16 protein-coding genes are annotated in these 17,930 nt (G+C 55.1%); 8 read left to right on the plus strand and 8 right to left on the minus strand.

The genetic code is table 11. The annotated features are described in order from the left end of the window. Positions 1-15: 15 nt before the first annotated feature. Positions 16-810 (minus strand): peptidylprolyl isomerase, encoded by a 795-nt coding sequence (locus QHG98_05500; protein ID MDH7597182.1) that lies wholly within the window; start codon positions 808-810, stop codon positions 16-18. Between the two features lie 256 nt (positions 811-1,066). Between QHG98_05500 and QHG98_05505 the strand changes: the two genes are divergently transcribed. The 8 genes from QHG98_05505 to QHG98_05540 all read left to right on the plus strand — a co-directional run bounded on the left by QHG98_05505 (position 1,067) and on the right by QHG98_05540 (position 10,609). Beyond that, the gene (locus QHG98_05505; GenBank protein ID MDH7597183.1) at positions 1,067-2,158 is read left to right on the plus strand and encodes a radical SAM protein; all 1,092 of its coding nucleotides are present in this window, start codon (positions 1,067-1,069) and stop codon (positions 2,156-2,158) included. A 656-nt stretch (positions 2,159-2,814) separates the two neighbouring features. Further along, positions 2,815-4,119, plus strand: a complete 1,305-nt coding sequence (gene mcrB / locus QHG98_05510) for a coenzyme-B sulfoethylthiotransferase subunit beta (GenBank protein ID MDH7597184.1) — start codon at positions 2,815-2,817, stop codon at positions 4,117-4,119. A 56-nt stretch (positions 4,120-4,175) separates the two neighbouring features. Next, positions 4,176-4,646: a methyl-coenzyme M reductase operon protein D gene (gene mcrD / locus QHG98_05515; protein MDH7597185.1), complete on the plus strand. Its 471-nt coding sequence runs from the start codon at positions 4,176-4,178 to the stop codon at positions 4,644-4,646. A 2-nt stretch (positions 4,647-4,648) separates the two neighbouring features. Next, a complete protein-coding gene (gene mcrG, locus QHG98_05520; GenBank protein ID MDH7597186.1) occupies positions 4,649-5,416 on the plus strand; it encodes a coenzyme-B sulfoethylthiotransferase subunit gamma in 768 nt (255 codons plus the stop codon). Between the two features lie 13 nt (positions 5,417-5,429). Continuing rightward, positions 5,430-7,109 (plus strand): coenzyme-B sulfoethylthiotransferase subunit alpha, encoded by a 1,680-nt coding sequence (gene mcrA, locus QHG98_05525; GenBank protein MDH7597187.1) that lies wholly within the window; start codon positions 5,430-5,432, stop codon positions 7,107-7,109. 649 nt (positions 7,110-7,758) lie between these two features. Continuing rightward, complete coding sequence (locus QHG98_05530; GenBank protein MDH7597188.1) at positions 7,759-7,938, plus strand: hypothetical protein; 180 nt, start codon at positions 7,759-7,761, stop codon at positions 7,936-7,938. A 91-nt stretch (positions 7,939-8,029) separates the two neighbouring features. After that, positions 8,030-8,179: a hypothetical protein gene (locus tag QHG98_05535; GenBank protein ID MDH7597189.1), complete on the plus strand. Its 150-nt coding sequence runs from the start codon at positions 8,030-8,032 to the stop codon at positions 8,177-8,179. 345 nt (positions 8,180-8,524) lie between these two features. Then, a complete protein-coding gene (locus QHG98_05540) occupies positions 8,525-10,609 on the plus strand; it encodes an acetate--CoA ligase family protein (GenBank protein ID MDH7597190.1) in 2,085 nt (694 codons plus the stop codon). 151 nt (positions 10,610-10,760) lie between these two features. On the opposite strand, the gene QHG98_05545 is transcribed toward QHG98_05540, so the two are convergent. The 7 genes from QHG98_05545 to QHG98_05575 all read right to left on the minus strand — a co-directional run bounded on the left by QHG98_05545 (position 10,761) and on the right by QHG98_05575 (position 17,611). Next, the gene (locus QHG98_05545) at positions 10,761-11,378 is read right to left on the minus strand and encodes a DUF434 domain-containing protein (protein ID MDH7597191.1); all 618 of its coding nucleotides are present in this window, start codon (positions 11,376-11,378) and stop codon (positions 10,761-10,763) included. Positions 11,379-11,389: 11 nt separating this feature from the next. After that, positions 11,390-11,920 carry a fumarate hydratase C-terminal domain-containing protein gene (locus tag QHG98_05550; GenBank protein ID MDH7597192.1) on the minus strand — a complete coding sequence of 177 codons (531 nt, stop codon included), beginning with the start codon at positions 11,918-11,920 and terminating at the stop codon, positions 11,390-11,392. Then, positions 11,905-12,735, minus strand: coding sequence for a fumarate hydratase (locus QHG98_05555; GenBank protein MDH7597193.1), 831 nt, complete (start codon positions 12,733-12,735; stop codon positions 11,905-11,907). Before QHG98_05555 ends, QHG98_05550 begins: the two co-directional genes overlap by 16 nt. Beyond that, positions 12,722-13,453, minus strand: coding sequence for a DUF166 domain-containing protein (locus tag QHG98_05560; GenBank protein ID MDH7597194.1), 732 nt, complete (start codon positions 13,451-13,453; stop codon positions 12,722-12,724). Before QHG98_05560 ends, QHG98_05555 begins: the two co-directional genes overlap by 14 nt. A gap of 339 nt (positions 13,454-13,792) precedes the next feature. Further along, complete coding sequence (locus QHG98_05565) at positions 13,793-14,755, minus strand: radical SAM protein (GenBank protein ID MDH7597195.1); 963 nt, start codon at positions 14,753-14,755, stop codon at positions 13,793-13,795. 292 nt (positions 14,756-15,047) lie between these two features. After that, positions 15,048-16,724, minus strand: coding sequence for a preprotein translocase subunit SecD (locus QHG98_05570; protein MDH7597196.1), 1,677 nt, complete (start codon positions 16,722-16,724; stop codon positions 15,048-15,050). After that, positions 16,721-17,611, minus strand: a complete 891-nt coding sequence (locus QHG98_05575; protein ID MDH7597197.1) for a protein translocase subunit SecF — start codon at positions 17,609-17,611, stop codon at positions 16,721-16,723. Before QHG98_05575 ends, QHG98_05570 begins: the two co-directional genes overlap by 4 nt. Positions 17,612-17,930: the final 319 nt, after the last annotated feature.

Genomic DNA, 17,930 nt, shown 5'->3' on the forward strand with positions numbered 1-17,930 from the left:
TGACTGTTTATACTTTCAGGGCTGGGTCTTGCTGTCAGAGTTCTCTCCAGAGTCCGCACCCACATTCTCCTGCCCTGGCTTCTCAGTCTCTCCCGACTCTGAGTCCTCCGCCGGCTTCTCAGGAGGCGATATCAGCTCAGCACGTAACCTGTCCTCGGGGGTATGCCTCTCGACAAACCTGACCTCCTTCAGCCCCAGAGTCCTGAGGGCCATATCTGCAAGCCAGCGCCTTATCATGAGCCAGTCCTTGAAGTAGGATATCTCCCACGGGACTATTATCTCAGCCACGTCGTCTGTGATCCTGGATTCAAGATCGATATCGCTGAAGATCTTGATCATTGCTCTGAGCTTCTCCTCCCTGTCCTCTATGCGCTCCAGTATCCTGTAGTCGAACCTCACGCTCTTATCGGCGAATGGATGATTGAAGTCGATCGTCGCCTTTCTCCCGACGATCCTTGTAACAACCCCTATTTTTCCATCGACAGAGACGCGCATCCCAGGATACGGCTTATCCTCCTTGAACCTGTTTAGCATCACGGTCTCAATCTTTTCCGGATCGCGAACGCCGTATGCCTTCTCCGGCGGCAGCTCCACGGATCCTGATTGGCCCGGCTCCTTTCCCATCAGCTCCTCCTCGAGCCCGGGAACTATCTGGCCAGCTCCCAGTATCACGATCCTGGGACCGTATATCACATTCTCGTCGTATATCCCGTTCTCTCTTGCGACATCTGCGCTTGTGGATGTGAACACCCTGCCGTCCACGATCCCTGTATATTCCAGCTTTATAATATCTCCTTTATTCAGACTCATCTCATAACCATCCTGATGATCGAGATAACGCACAAGAACCATGGGTACTTTTACTTATATCTATCTGGTGTGAGACTGCGGCAGGGGCCGGTTGTGAACACCAGATGTGGCTAGACCGATCTCGAGGCGAGCATGCAGAGGTGCATGCCCTGGAGAACTGCAGCGGCTCTGTATCTCAGAGAGGGGCACAGGGGAGTTCAGGAGCTCTGCCAGGAGAGCGATAAAGCTATAACTGACAGGGGGCTATTACGCATCAATGACTCAGCTACTAAAGACCGCAGCCCTTACGGTCGACTTCATCGATGAGGCTCGGAGGATCGAGGCGCATGGGGCTCTCTCACTCATGGTCCAGCCGATACTGAAGAAGATAAATGATAGGCTGGCGGAGGAGAAGCCTGCGCTTGTGAGGAGCGATGCGATAATACCCTCAACCTGGCTGCCACCGATACCAAGTGGGCCCTTCAGGCGGCTCATCATGAATGAGGCAAGGATGGCGATAGGCAGGGAGGTCCCCCAGACGGTAAGCATAGAGGTGACACGCAGGTGCGGGTGCAGGTGTGAGCACTGCACGCTCCAGGAGGGCGAGGGCGAGCTCTCCTCAGAGGCGATCAGGAGCGTCATAGATCAGGCTCTGGATCTGGGTGCGTGCATAATCACGTTCACCGAGGGAGATCCTCTCCTCAGGCCCGACATCATCGATCTTGTGAGGCATGTGGATAAGGACAGGGCTGTCGTAAATCTCTTCACCCCTGGGCTTGAGATGACCCCTGAGATCGCTGATGCATTGAGGGATGCAGGCCTTTACAACCTGATCATAGGTGTTTACAGCACTGACTCGAGGATCCACGATGAGATCCGTGGCGTCATCGGGGCCCATGAGAGGGCTCTGGATGCCATCAGAATGGGGCTGAAGGCAGGCCTGATGGTGACGATGTCAACTCATGTGAACTCCGAGAGGGTCAATACGCTTCCGGAGCTCTACGAGCTTGCCAGAGATCTAGGGGTTCATGAGCTATCTGTGTGGGAGGCGGTACCGAAGAGGGAGGAGGAGCGCCTGACCCGTATCGACAGGGAGAAGATCATACGCTTCTACAGGAAGATGAACTCATCCCAGGACGGGCCAAGAGTCTTCGCGAGCACGTACTTCGAGGGCGAGATGCTGGGATGCATGGCAGGCAGACGCTGGCTGCATGTGGGTGTGGACGGTGGCGTCAGGGGATGTCCTTACCTCAGGACGGTCTACGGGAACGTTCTGGATGCACCTCTATCTGAAATATGGATGGCGATGAGACGCTCCGGCGATTTTAAAGGGTTCAGATCCGAGTGTCCGGCTCAGGAGATCGTATGAAGGGTATTCGATCGCATTCCTGGGATAATCTCTGCAGGCTTAAGATTCATTAACATCTGACCAAGGTGATATCCGAACCCCAGGCATTAGAGCTCATATGGATTTTTCAATTGTTAAATTTAAAGTCAATATCTTTTTAATGTTTTGTACCTCAGAGAAGAGTAACAAATGTCATCATTTTTGCACCACCTAACTCTATAGATGTAGTAAAATATCATATTTGCAGACTCATGAGCGTGAGCGGCATTCGCCAGGCAGAACGCATCAGAATAAATTATAAAATATTATAAATAATAATCTATCCTCCGGACATCGCGCAGAAATTGTTCATTCACAAAACCATCCGGTTTGCTCCCTGCGATCTATGATGCGATTTCTCTGATCTGTGTGAGATCTGGTGTCTTTAGTTATTAAAATACGTGGCGTTTTTTAAAAAACTTTGTTAATTATAATTTTCCTCCACGATCTTATTAAAATAATTTATTATTTATTTCAAATCTCGATCAAAACATTTAAGTAGATATGCATCGACTGTATTAGCGGCGGGAGGTTGTAATGATATGGCCGGACCTGGATACGGCTTGCTGTCGTATCATCGCTCCAGGGTACGGTTTCCATTGCGCCTTTCTGCTAGAAGGTAAAGGAGGATAAGGAACGTGTCTGACAAGATAGACATATATAGTGACCGTGGGGTTCTTTTAAAGAGTGACGTTGACCTCAGCGCCATCAGCCCACTCAGGAACGCAGCTATTCAAAAGCTTGCGAAACTGACAAGGCGAACTGTCGCAGTAAACCTGGCAGGAATTGAGAATGCACTGAAAACAGGACGCGTCGCTGGTGGCAGAAGGCAGATCAAGGGCCGCGAGCTGAACTACGATATAGTCGCAAATGCAAAGCCACTCGCTGAGAAGATAAAGGCCCTTCTGCAGGTAACACCCGGTGACGATACCAATGTGCAGGTCCTCGGTGGAGGCAAGCAGCTCCTCGTCCAGATCCCCTCGGCCAGGGCGGAGATCGCCTCTGAGTTCGTGGTCGGAATGACGGCTGCCGCAGCTGCCACAGTAGAGGCGATAATCCAGCACTTCAAGGCAGGTCTCTTCGATGCTCCGATGGTTCATGCTGCAGTGTGGGGCGAGTACCCGCAGACCGTCGGCATGAATGGCGGAAACGTGGCGTCTGTTCTCAACATCCCCCAGAACGATGAGGGTCTGGGCTTCGCATACAGGAACGTCATGGCGAACCACATCGCTGCGATCACAAAGAGGAACGCCATGAATGCCGCATCCCTCGCCGCAATACTTGAGCAGATGGGCGAGTTCGAGATGGGCAACGCGATCGGCATATTCGAGAGACATCAGCTCCTTGCTCTTGCGTACCAGGGTCTCAATGCCGATAACATGGTCTATGATCTGGTCAAGAAGAACGGCAAGACCGGCACAATAGGCACAGTCGTCCACAGCGTCGTCGAGAGGGCGCTTGAGGACAAGGTCATAAAGCCCGGCAAGAAGTTCCCCTCTGGATACGTGATGTATGAGGCCAATGATGTATCCAAGTGGAACGCTTACAACGCAGCTGGCGTTCTCGCTGCCACAATGGTCAATTGCGGTGCTCTGAGGGGCGCTCAGGCTGTATCCTCGACGCTGCTGTACTACAACGACCTCGTCGAGAAGGAGACCGCTCTGCCTGCATGCGACTTCGGCAGGGTGATGGGTACTGCAGTCGGCTTCTCGTTCTTCAGCCACTCGATCTACGGCGGCGGCGGTCCCGGTGTGTTCAACGGCAACCACATCGTGACCAGGCACTCCAGAGGCATGGCCATACCCTGTGTCGCAGCTGCTGTGGCTCTTGATGCAGGCACGCAGATGTTCACACCCGAGATGACATCCGGCCTCGTCGGGGCCATCTACGGAGAGATAAAGGAGTTCCGTGAGCCGATTGTATCGGTGGCGGAGGCAATCTAAGATAGGCGAAACACATGGTCACTATTAAATCAGACACGGATTCGGAGCCAGTCCAGGTGGAGATCCTGCCCAGCAGGTTTCTCTCGCCAGAGACCACCCAGAAGCTCCTGAACGAGCTCTACAAGAGCGGAGGTATCGTCCGAATGATGATTCAGGGGCCAAACCTCCCGAGGACGGTGACATACGGCCCTGGAAAGGGCCTGCCCATAGAGGAGCACCGTAACCTCCTCGTGGAGGTTGGGGGCGAGGTCTTGGAGCTCAGGGTCAAGGTCGGCAGGGTCCGACTGGAGCTCGAGGGCGAGGAGTTCCTTCCTGGAATCCAGGCGGCGTGTGAGCGAGCGCTGCCCTTTGGCTTCCAGATAAAGAGAGGCAGATTCTTCCGCGAGATCTCCACGATCTCCGACTACGCAAAGTACGGGAAGGATGCGGATAAGCGCATCCTCGGACTGGTCGATCCGCGAGCCAAGAAGGAATCAGCTCTGGCCATTCTGTCTGAAAAGGATAGTGACGAGAAGGAGGAGAGATAAATATGGCATACACACCCCAATACTATCCCGGCAACACCTCTGTTGGCGCCAACAGAAGGAAGCACATGTCCGGAAACCTCGAGAAGCTCAGAGATATTCCCGAGGCAGATGTAGTTGCTATCATGGGCCACAGGGCCCCAGGTGCCGACTACCCGAGCACCCATCCACCACTGAAGGAGATGGGCGAGCCTGACTGCCCGATAAGGCAGCTCGTCGAGCCCACACCGGGCGCTGCGGCAGGAGATCGCGTCAGGTATTCCCAGTTTGCTGACTCGATGTACTTCGCCCCGTCGATCCCGTACTGGAGGTCCTACTGGGCGGCTATCAACTGCAGAGGCGCGGATCCAGGCACCCTCTCAGGCAGGCAGATCATAGAGGCCCGCGAGAGGGATATCGAGGCGTACACAAAGAAGCTGATGGACTCTGAGATGACAGATGTCGCCAGGTGCTCCATGAGGGGCTGCACGGTCCACGGCCACTCCCTGAGGCTTGAGGAGAACGGCATGATGTTCGACATGCTGGCGAGGACCGAGATGGGCGCCGACGGCAACGTCTACTACGTCAAGAACCAGGTCGGCATACCGCTGGACAAGAAGATCAATGTCGGCAAGCCAATGAGCGAGGATGAGCTCAAGAAGCGGACAACGATCTTCAGGTACGACAACATACCCTACGGCGGCAAGGTGGGCGCCAGGAAGTTCGATGAGGCGCTGGAGGCCCTGCACCACATGTGGGAGCTCAGGACAAAGTGGGGCTTCAGGCCGGAGTGAGGAGGCGATATAAATGGCAAAACTTCATACCAAGAAGCTATTCGTCAGGGCTCTGACCAAGAAGTTCGGAAAGGACTTCGACCTCTCGAGCCAGAAGACCGAGTACAAGAGGCTCGGTCCCGAGCAGAGCGCTCGTAAGAGAGAGTTCATGGAGTACTCCAAGAAGCTAGAGGGGAAGCGCGGCATATCATTCTACAACCCATACCTGCACTGCGGCGGAATTCCGCTGGGCCAGAGGCAGCTGGTCCCCTACAAGCTGTCTTCCACTGAGTACATAGTTGAGGGTGACGACCTGCACTTCGTCAACAACCCTGCGATGCAGCAGATGTGGGACGATATACGCAGGACCGTCATCGTAGGCCTCGATATGGCCCATGAGGTGCTTGAGAAGCGCCTGGGCAAGGAGGTCACACCCGAGACGATCAATAACTACCTGGAGATCCTCAACCACGCGATGCCCGGCGCAGCCGTGGTCCAGGAGCACATGGTTGAGACCCATCCAGGGCTGGTTGAGGACTGCAACGTCAGGGTCTTCACTGGAGATGATGACCTCGCTGACGAGATCGATCCGCAGTACCTCATAGACATCAACAAGCTCTTCCCGACAGACCAGGCGGAGCAGCTCAAGGCTGCCATCGGCAAGACCACCTGGCAGGCGATCCACATCCCCACGATCGTTGTCAGGAGCTGCGATGGTGGAACGACCTCAAGGTGGAGCGCGATGCAGCTCTCGATGACGTTCATCGATGCGTACAACATGTGCGCCGGTGAGGCTGCAGTCGCTGATCTGGCGTATGCTGCGAAGCACGCCGCGGTCCTCCAGATGTCCGACATGCTGCCTGCACGCCGCGCTCGCGGTCCCAACAACCCGGGCGGCCTGAGCTTCGGCTTCATGGCTGACATGGTCCAGACATCGAGGGTCAAGCCCTGGGATCCGACTGCTGTGTCTCTGAACGTGGTTGCCGCAGGCACAATGCTCTACGATCAGATCTGGCTGGGCAGCTACATGTCCGGAGGCGTCGGATTCACACAGTACGCCACAGCAGCGTACACCAACGATGTCCTGGATGACTTCTCCTACTATGGCGTCGATTACGGCATGGAGAAGTACGGCGGCTTCGCCAAGGCGCCGGCCAACCTGGAGGTCGTCAAGGATCTGGCCACAGAGGTCACACTCTACGGCATCGAGCAGTACGAGTCGTTCCCGACCCTGCTTGAGGATCACTTCGGCGGATCCCAGAGGGCGTCTGTCCTTGCGGCTGCATCCGGTATCACCTGCGCTATAATGACCGGAAACAGCCAGGCAGGCCTTGCTGGCTGGTATCTCTCCATGCTCCTGCACAAGGAGGCCTGGGGACGCCTTGGATTCTTCGGCTACGACCTGCAGGATCAGTGCGGCCCAACCAACGTCTTCTCGTACCAGTCGGACGAGGGCAACCCGCTCGAGCTGAGGGGCGCCAACTATCCGAACTACGCGATGAACGTCGGCCACCAGGGCGAGTATGCGGGCATCTCAAGCGCTGCTCACGCAGGCCGCGGCGACGCCTTCGCATGCAACCCGCTGGTCAAGGTGGCATTCGCCAACCCCGCGCTGGTCTTCGACTGGACCGACATCAGGCTCTGCTTCGGCAAGGGCGGTGCACGCGAGTTCCGCGCTGCCGGCGAGAGATCCCTCGTCATGCCAGCTGTGTAGGCCAGAGGCCTACAAACTTTTTTATTACTTCGTGTTGTATCAGTATCAGGTAACTTCTTGCAGCAATTCTTCTCACACCACTTGCAGGCAGCGCTGCGATCCCACACATGCCAGACATGAGCTGCTGTTGCTGTACTGTGTGCAGCTCTCGCATCAGTTTATGACATGCATGGTGTTCACCGGTGTTCACCGATCGCATCGCGCACTGCCTGGCAGCAAACAGTCTGGTTGATGCGCCGTCCAGACATTCGCATACTGTGTTCTATATTAATATTACTTCATCATATAAATTTATAGCTTTGATTGTTGTTTTGAATAATATTTGAGAATCTGATAGCATAGGGCCAATTCATACAAATTGTAATTATAGTAAAAACCGGTGGCGTTCAACCTTATAGGCCTTAATTATTCAACACAGCAGCTTTGATTGCAAAATCGCGCCTACCGCGATTACGTACCATTGATATTGTCCTGAGATACTGATTTCATTTTCTGTGTGTCTTAAATATCTTCCAGTCGAACGTATCGATCGGTGAGACAGATGTACAGACATACTGGCGTATTTTGCGCCCTGCTGGTTCTTCTGGCCCCAGCACTTTGCATGGACTCCGTGCTGATGGGATTGCTGAGTTCATATGATGATCCTCTCATGACATCTCAGGATCTTGCATTCCTGCTCGTCACACATGGGTTCGATGCGACCCCTGTGGATGGGTACGTGGTCGTGGTTACTGAAAATGCGACATACACGCTCATGCCCAACGGAGATAAACCCGGCCTGGCCGACACATATAACACATCTGAGACTGCGGGCATGGCTTTTATCTGAGAGATCTGTCTCACCACAGCAGCTTGAGCGAACATCATTCCACTCAGCCCGAGAGCAAACAATTTAACCTTGCAGATCACATGTTCCGATCGTGATAGTGATCTGGAACGATGCCGAGATTGAGGTCCCCGAAGGGGAGAGATGCCAGATATGCGGCTGCGAGCTCGATGAGTTCGACGAGGTCACTGGCACGCCGGTTTTCGGCTACTATCACTGGACCTGCATAACGCATGTGGATTGATGGCGAAAGCACTCCACACAGCCAGGCGCCATCGATAACCGGATCCCAGAGGCACTGCATCATCGAGAGCTGCATCCAACGCCCCGATCTTCGCTCCTGTCCATATGATAACCATAACCCATAGATACACTGGTTTGGCCATGCGCTCTGGCGAGTGTGCGCTTCCAGCGGTCAGCCCGCAGACCTCCAGGTTCCCGGCCACTTGAGAGTGCTGATCTTTTACAGAGTCTGTCACATCTTGACACAAAATGTATATCTTCCTGAAAGATGTTCGCCAGATGGTTGACGCATGCTCGACAACACCAGGGCGTGACCATCCACTCAGAAAAAAGCAGGGGTGCTTAAATGACCGGCAACTTCGAGAGGATAGCTGCACAGGCGCTTGGGGAGGGAAGGACGTATCTGATGGAGCACGAGAGCAAGCGCATTCTCATGGATGCCGGGCTGGAGACCACCGGCGCTCATCTCGCATCCAGCGCCGATGACGCTGTGAGAATCGCGAACCAGCTCGGCTATCCCGTTGTGCTCAAGGTTCTCTCTAAAGATGTGATACACAAATCGGATGCGGGCGGAGTCAGGCTGAATCTCCAGGACGCTGATGCTGTGAGATCTGCATACGATGAAATACAGAAGGCATTCCGGGAGCTGGGCATGATCGGCGTATCGGTTCAGAGGATGGCCAGCCCCGGGATAGAAGTGATCATCGGTGTCACAACGGATCCAACATTCGGACCGGTTCTAATGTTCGGGCTCGGCGGCATCTTCGTGGAGATACTCAGGGACGTGAGCTTCAGATCCATACCCATCTCTGAAATGGATGCAGAGTCGATGATCCGGGAGATCAGGGGCTACCCTCTGCTCAGAGGATACCGCGGCATCTCCGGGGATATCGATGCAATAAAGAGCATGCTCCTCAGGGTATCAGATCTCGTCAGGGAGCATTCGATCATAAAGGAGATGGACCTCAACCCTGTCTTCGTATATCCCAGGGGATACACAATAGCGGATGCCAGGATCATACTTGACAGCTCATCTGCTGCATCAGCTGCAGACACTGCGCCATCTCAGGGGGTGGGTGGTCTTAGGGGCCTGTTCTACCCGCAGAGCATAGCTGTGATCGGGGCATCAAACACAAAGGGGAAGCTTGGATGGAACGTGTTTTATAACCTGCTCAGTCATGGCTATAAAGGCAGGCTATATCCTGTCAATCCGAATGCATCAGAGGTCCAGGGCGTGAGGGCATACCCGAGCATAAAGGACGTGCCGGAGGCTGTGGATGTCGCGATAGTGCTCGTGCCCGCCAGCCTGACGCCACAGGTCGTGCAGGACTGCTGTGCAGCAGGCGTGAAGTACGTCGTTGTCGAGTCCGCTGGATTCGCAGAGCTCGGCGATGAGGGGAAGAGGATAGAGAGGGAGCTCCTCTCCATAGTGAGGAGGCACGGGTGCAGGCTGCTGGGGCCGAATTGCTCCGGGATCATAAACACAAACTGCGGCGTGGTTGAGTCAATAGGGGTCGTGGACGAGCTCAACAGAGGGAATGTGGGGCTCATAGCCCAGGCTGGAGTTTATGCAGCCGGGTATCTCTGGGGTCTGAGGAAGGTGCTGGACTTCGGGATCATTGCGACGATCGGGAACAAGCTGGATCTAAACGAGACCGACATGCTCGAGGCCATCGGGATGGATGAGAACATAGATGTGGTCTGCATGTACCTTGAGGACGTCAAGGGAGGCAGGCGTTTCATAGATGTCGCCAGGGAGGTCTCGAGACGGAAGCCGGTCGTGGTCCTGAAGACCGGCAGGACCGAGGCTGGAAAGAGGGCGGTCTCATCGCACACAGCATCACTTGCAGGGAACGACGAGATCTACAGCTCTGTCTTCAGGCAGGCCGGGCTCATTCGAGCGAGAGACAACGACCACATGTTCGCGCTCGCCAGGGCCTTCTCGAAGCAGCCCCTGCCCGTTAACGATGGGGTTTTTGTCATATCATACGCCGGCTCACTGGGCGTTGCGGCTGCAGATGCCATATCCATGAACGGCATGCGTCTCGCAGAGCTCTCTCCCGATCTCAAGGAAGAACTCCGCAGGGTGCTGCCGAAGTACGTCTCGGGCATGAACCCGGTTGACTTCACGTTCGACCAGACCCCTGATCAGGTCAGGAGAACCATAGAGATCGCCGTACGGAGCGAGGACGTTGGCAGCTTTATAGTGGTCATGCAGACCGAGATGCTTGGATCATACATCGATACGCTCAGATCCATCGACTACATGGGAAGGCCAGTACTGGCGGTCGTCGCATCCAAGGAGTTCGTGATCGACGATACGATAAAAATGGAGCGTGCCGGCATACCTGTCTACTCCACACCGGAGCAGGCTGCGGAGGTCCTCGGAGCTATGTGGAGGTACAGGAAGGAGCGCAGATGGCAGGAGTAGCTGCGCCATTTGAGAGCATTCAACCGGTTCCAGAGTTATCCCGTTCAGGTTCTCCATCAGCGCATTCAAATGGAATCCGCAGCAGGATGGGGATCTGCAGGAATCTCGATGCGAACCATAATACAGCATCAACTGTTAACAGCTGAAGCACTTATATCCTGATCGGCTCCACCATCATCCTTCTTGCTATCAGTGCGGGGATGTCCAGCGCGCTGGAGACGCGATCTATGATGATGCCATCGCTTGTGGCCACAACCGCGGACGAGCTCTTCAGAGCCCTGTCCACGTCTCTTGCTGTTCTCGCGGTGCCGGGGATTCCCGCGGCTGAGAACGCCTCTCCTATATCAGAGGCGAGCTCTCCGGACCTGCTTATCTGTTTGTCCAGGAGCAGAAGGATCTCAGACGGCCTGGCTCTTGATATCGTATCGATCATCAGCTGAACCGCCTCATCCGTGGCCTCGGATCTCCGGTATTTCCTGAAGATGCAGCGCATGTCTCTTATGAAGCCATCATCGCAGAGGAAGATATCCTCTCCGGAGATGATGCTCTCCACTGTGATCAGCACATTGTATCCATCGATATGCAGTCCCCTGCCCCTGAGATCCTCGAGGCTGATCGCCTTGAGTCTCCTCGAGCTTGCAACATCCTCTGAGAGCACGGCCCTGGCCAGGATGTTTCTGTAATCCTTATCGATGCGGTAGTGATCTGCCACGAACCTCACCGCGGGACCTGGAGGATAGCCTCTGTTCAGGAGGTATCTCAGATCCACTGCAGCGGATCTCAGCGCTTCAGGTGCTTCTTTGCAGATTCTCTCACCTCTCTGTAAAGATCCCTTCCGTGGGAGTCTATCGCAACGACCATGGGGCCGAGGTCGGTGGCCTCGAGCACCCAGACAGCCTCTGCCATTCCAAGCTCCGGGAGAGAGACGCCGCGCACGCTCAGGGATCTCGCGGCTGCAGCCCCGCATCCCCCTGGGTAGGCTAGGTAGACAGCTCTTCTTCTTATGAGCTCCGCAGCCCCGGGCATCCCGCCCTTACCTATGATGCACCTCACCCCGAGGTCGAGAACCTGTGGAAGGTATCGCGCCAGCCGGACGCTGCTCGTCGGGCCTGCTGATACAACAGTCGTGTCTCTTATGAGCGGTCCGCAGTGGTATATCACCCCGCCCCGCAGATCGAATTTCACCTCTCCGAGCCTCTGGTGAGCCTTGTCTCTCGCCGTATAGACAGTGCCGCTCAGCCAGACGATGTCGCCTGCTGAGAATCTGGACACGTCACCCTCAGAGAGGGGGGATCTCACTCTATGCTCCATCCATCCTCCGTCACTCTGGCAGTCGCCCTTCTGTTCGCCCAGCACTGGAGGTTGACGGCCACAGGCAGTGATGCTGTGTGGCAGAACGCCCTCTCTATTTTCACGCCCAGAGCTGTGGTGTCACCTCCGAGCCCCATGGGGCCTATTCCGAGATTGTTGATCCTCCTGAGAAGCAGAAGCTCCTCCTCGCTCTCCCCTGGAACGCCCATGATCGCGCGCTTCGCGAGGGCTGCAGCCTGATCGAATGTCCCGCCAATCCCCACACCGACGAACACAGGCGGGCAGGCGTTCGACACACGCTCCGCGAGGTTCTCCAGGATGTAATCGAACGGATCATCCGCTGGATTGAGCATCCCCAGGAAGCTCATGTTCTCAGATCCAGCTCCCTTTGGAAATGCGGTTATCCTGAGCGCATCTCCCGCAACCTGATCCGCGATGAGGCAGGGCATGCCGGGTCCTGTGTTGTCCCCTGTGTTCGACCTGCTCAGCGGATCCACAACATTCGGTCTAAGCATGCCCTTTCCTGTCGCCATCCTCACTCCCTCCGCGATCGCCTCCCACAGATCGAATTCCAGGTGGAATCTCTCCCCGATCTCCACATGAAACACAGGAAGGCCCGTATCCTGGCATACCGGTCGTCCATCAGATTCTGCAATTCGTATGTTGTTCAGTATCGCCTCCAGATGGTACCTCGCTATCTCGTTTCTCTCCCTGCGAAGGGCGCTCTCTATTGAGCGGACGACCCAGCCTGGCAGCGAGATCTGTGCTCTGCATAAGACCGCTTCAGTCGCCTCCACAACATCACGACGTCTCAACAACGCCACCCCTTATCCTGATCGGCCTCGACTGTTTTGGAAGATCGAGCTCTGATTGCAGGCCCAGAGCGCGCTCCATCGCATTCTTGTGCAGATCCCCTGATGTGTGAATACCTCCAGGCGTGCCGCGCACAGCCCTGCACGGATACTGCTGGCATGCTAGGCCTGCGAGAGATGGCGCCTCAGCGGTGCTCTTTCCGATGAGCTCGCTGGCGACATGCCATGTGCTGCCGCATGGCGATCCTCGAACCACATCCACCCTGCTGATCCTGCCACTGTTCAGCTCGACCCTCAGCTCCGGTCTTCCCAGGCGCTCTGCGAACTCGTCGACAGCATCCACCCCGACCTTCTCAAGGGTGCAGCAGATCTCATCGACCTCTATGTAGATGTTATACCTCTCAGAGATGCTGCGCAGCTCCTCTATCGAGCCTGCCCTTCCGATGCCGCCGGGTATCAGAAGCGCCTTCACCCCGCGCTCCCCGGCCATTTTTGCTATTGCAGGCGTGAGATCCGGATGCAGCGTGTACATGACAATCAGGTCCGCGCTGAAGACGTCCTCATTCAGGTCGATGCTCCTGAGAAACTCGTCCGGGTCCTCGATGAATCCGGGGAGCAGCTCCGGAACAGCCGCATGCACCACATCGAAGTCGGTATGCTTCATTATCGTATCTATGAGCCGCTCTCCGTACTTGCCTCTGGTGATCACTCCAACACGCATGAACTGAGATTCATCACCGGTTATAAGAGATCTTCTGGACAGACCGGTGCGATCTGGATTGAAGCATCCCGTAATGCTCAGGGCGGTAAACCACAGCTGCTTGCGGCCTGGCGCAAGACCCCACACAGGCCATCTGCAGGAGTTCAACCGATGGGCGTTGCTCCGTGATGAAATTCTCCAAGACAGGGGGACCAGGCATGTGGAGATCATCGATATCTGCTCAATATCGGGAGCGTACTTGATTTGCTGATCAAGTGAAACCGCTATGGCACAATCCATACAGAAATCTGCCAGGAGGGCAATTTACCTCAACGTATGAGCAAGTTTTCATCGCACTGCCTACATCCACTCGTAGTGCATCATGACCTCAGGGACCATCTCGTATAGCAGGCTGTTCTCGACGTAGCCGAAGAACATGCATCCACTGCAGCCCTCTGATACCTTTTTACGCATCTCGCGAGACTCGCGCCAGACATCTGATATGCCCCCGGACACATGGCCCAGAGGCTCGTCATGTACGCGGCAGACGTAAATTCTCCCGTCCGCTGAGACATGGAGTATCAGATCCGCTGCATGGCATCTGAACTTTGGATCTCTCTCCTGTATCATACGGAGGTATGTGATTGAGTTTATGATCGGAGCGCCTCTTGATTTGAGATCGATCAGCTTCCCGATCGCCGATCTGTAGCGCTCCATATCTCTGATCCTCAGATCATCGCACTCCGTCTCATCAAACTCGTGGAGCGGCTCGAACGAGATCCATGCATCGATCTTTCTGGCAAGCTTCACAAGGCTTGTGAGCTCTTCCAGATTTTTATCGCTGATCACACAGTTCATCAGGACCTCAATTCCCATTCTCCTGGCCTCCACGATGCCATCCACGATCTCATCGATATCTATACCTCTTATCTCCCTGAGACTCTCGATACCGTCCACCGAGACCGTGAGGTAGTTGAGGCTCTCGAGATCATTCATCCTCTCGCTCAGCAGAATGCCGTTCGTCACCAGCGATGTTATCATTCCCAGAGATCTCGCGTGCCTCAGGATCTCTGGAAGATCATCCCGGAGCAGAGGCTCGGTGGCCCATGCATTGTATGCGCCTATGCCGAATCGCGATGCGTCATCCAGCATCCCTGTAATCTCCCCGAGGCGCATCTCGCGGCCGCGCCTGCGCCAGTGAGGGCAGAAGCTGCATCTGAGGTTGCAGGCCGTGTTCACAGTGTGCGATAGAACAAAGGGTCTGCGTCTCACACGCAGCTGCCACACCGCTCTCATCATGAGCTTCGGATCGATTCTTCTCATGTGATCATCGCCACCTGATCAGGAATGCAGGCAGTCTCCTGTACGGGCGCAGGTGCCCACCGGCTGGAACCCACATCCTGGAGACGATCGAGGATCCCCATTAACCTTCTGTTATGGGATCTGCGAATGCTTCTGCATGCGTTATCAGAGAAGCTCTACACCAACTGGATTTTAGGAATCCTCAATCTCACAATAACTCATCCATTACGCGCTTAGCACGATCGCACTATCAGAGACAGACCTGTAGGGGAAATGCACGATCAAAAATAAAAGGGGGGCTGAAAGGCCCTGCCTATGCGACCTCCCCCAGGATGTAGCCGATTATCCTGCCGTATGCAGGCCTTGCAATGCCCACGCCTATCAGGACGCCGATTATGGTGATCAGGGCGAAGCCCATCAGCGCGCCGAAGCCCATCCAGAGGAGCGGTATCATCGCGGCGATGGTGGTTGCAGCCGCTCCCAGGATGATGTAGAACGCCCTGGAGAGCCTCGCGAGGTATATCTTGCCTGTGAGCAGGACGCCCTTCGCCTCCTGCTCGTTCCTCTCTGTGATCCTCTCCCCATGGAGGAGCTCATCTGTTATTATGAAGAGGTGATCCACACCGGTGCCTATCACCATTATTATTCCAGCGATGCTCGCGAGATCAAGCTGCCATCCAGCCGCAGACCATATGCCGAGCATCATGATGACCTCGCTGAATGAGGTGCAGACGATGGGCAGCACTATCCTCCTCTCTCTGTATCTGTAGAAGACCATGAGACCCACGGCAAGTATCGCGAGGATCCCTGCAAGAGCCACCTGGAACTTGAACTGGGATCCCAGTGCAGCATCAACCTGCCCGGAGCCTATGATCTTGACGTTCACAGGCAGCGCGCCCTCCCTCAGGTGGATGTACAGCTCCTTGGCCTTCCTGGATCCCGCCTCACCTGTGCCGACCTCGGCGACCAGGCTTCTCATTGGCGCTTTGTCGAGAGCGGATGCGAGTTCGGGGGCAAGAGGAGCGCTGAATATCTCATCCCTGTCCAGGTACATCGATACCTCATGCGCCTTCGGATTCCTGGTGGCTCCGACCTCTTTGGCTATCCGCTGGAATGTGAGAGCCCCCTCCTCTGAGAGAGTGAAGGGCACGCCCCACATATCGTTCCTGTCTCCCCTCGGGAGCTCCACAGACTCAACGGCATCTCCGTACACGACATGCCTGGTCTCGTTCGGACCAACCTGGATGCGGATCTCAAACTTTCCTGGCTTGCCCACGACCTCCTCGGCGGTTGAGACGTTTACGCCCGCGAGATCTATCGTTATGAACCTGTTATCTACGACTCTGACCTTGATATCCTTGAGACCCAGACGGTTGAGCTTCTTGTCGAGAACCTCCTTGGTCTCGTCGACAGTCTCGGGTGTGAGGCCGCTGATGAATGCGTCCTCTCCAGGGGCGATCCTGCCGCCGACATCTGAGAGGATCGATTCGAGCTTCTCTCTTGTCACATTCGACCTTATCTCGTAGCGCACCGGCTCAAGCCCAACGATCCTCACATCCGAATCGAGGCGCGTTTTGAGGTAGTTCACAACAACGCCTTCAGGGGAGGCAGGCACTGTGATCCTGGTTGTGTTGGCCCTCACCAGAACCTTCGATCCAGGATACCCGAGATCCTCAGGCAGCGTCTCCGGAACATTTCCGTCTATCGTTATCACATAATTATCACCTCTCCTTGAGACATCCTCTACGACCCACGCGCCCTGGAACTCCTTCTCCAGGATCTTAACAGGATCGACATCGAGCTGGACAATCGCCCCCTCAAGCTCCAGCTGGAGCCACGAGCCACCCTCCAGGTCAAGGCCGTACTTGAGGCCGTGGTTCATTCCGAGATATCCGGGTATCGGAGTGAGCATGAAGACCAGAGCGAGAACCACAGCCGCGATGTAAATGACAACCCTTGGATCCTTTGAAATGCTGCCTGCAAGGCTCATCTCTTACCACCCCTGGCGAGCTTTGGATTCCGCTGTATGTACCACCGCAAAGCCTGGACGTTTGTTATCCAGGTGTTCATCATATCCGCAAGGAGGCCGAAGAAGAGCACCACGGATATATCGGATATCACATCGATCTTCGTGAAGCTGGGGGACACCAGGTAGATTATGCTCGATACAAGTATCAGCACGATGACCGCGGACAGTGTCGTGGATGTCATCATCAGTCCGGTCCTCATCGCCCCCAGAACCTTCTCATTTAATGGACCCTTTCTCTTGAGCACCCTCACGGTGAGTAATATGTCTGTATCCACAGAGTAGCCTATGAGCATCAGAAGGGCAGCAACCGTGCCAAGCGAGAGCTTCACGCCCACAGCGGTCATCATCCCTGCAGCTATTATTATGTCCGCAAGGGCGCAGATCACGACAATACCGGATATGACAGGCTGTCTGAACACGAAGAAGACCACCAGAGCCATGAGAAGGAAAGACATCAGAAGGTACCTTGGAGCATCGCTCTGGAGCTGCTTGCTGTACACAGGCCCTATGTATCTGAGCTCAGCATCCGAGAACTTCTCATTCACAGTCCGCGCCAGGCTCTTGTAATCCTCGGATCCCATCGGGGGGAGCTGGATGTAGTATCTGCTTCCAACCCTTCTCAGCTCGGAGACATCATAACCCTCAAGCTTGCTCAGGACTTGCGACTCAGGCTCCTCAGCGGGAACTGTTATGAGCGTGCCACCCGTGAACTCGATACCCATTCTGACCGGTGATCCTGTGGTGAAATACGTTGCGGCCAGAATAATGATAGATAAAGCCAGTACAGCGGCTGGAACTGCAATCATCTGCCGCCTGTCTATCTTCCTGATGAACTCCTCTAAATCCATACAAGCCTCCTTTCTGGCTGAACCACGCTCAATATATTTACGATTTTTGTGCCGTGCGCTCTCTGCGAGGTATTTGCTCAATATCGTGAGCGTGCTTGAGTTACTGATCAAGTGAGGCCCTATCATCGGCCATAGTCGTTTATCCAGAAATCCGCCAAGAGGGCAATTTACCTCAACATATTGAGCATGTTCTCTGCGAGCCGCATGGAATTCGATGATCGAGGTCTCCAAAATCCGGATCGCGGGCTCGAGCTGGGGCTTGAACTGCTGAACGGTGTTCCACCATCGGGACTCAGTGGCACAACACCAGCAGACCTCG

The organism is Methanothrix sp., from assembly GCA_029907715.1.
GTDB lineage: Archaea > Halobacteriota > Methanosarcinia > Methanotrichales > Methanotrichaceae > Methanothrix_B.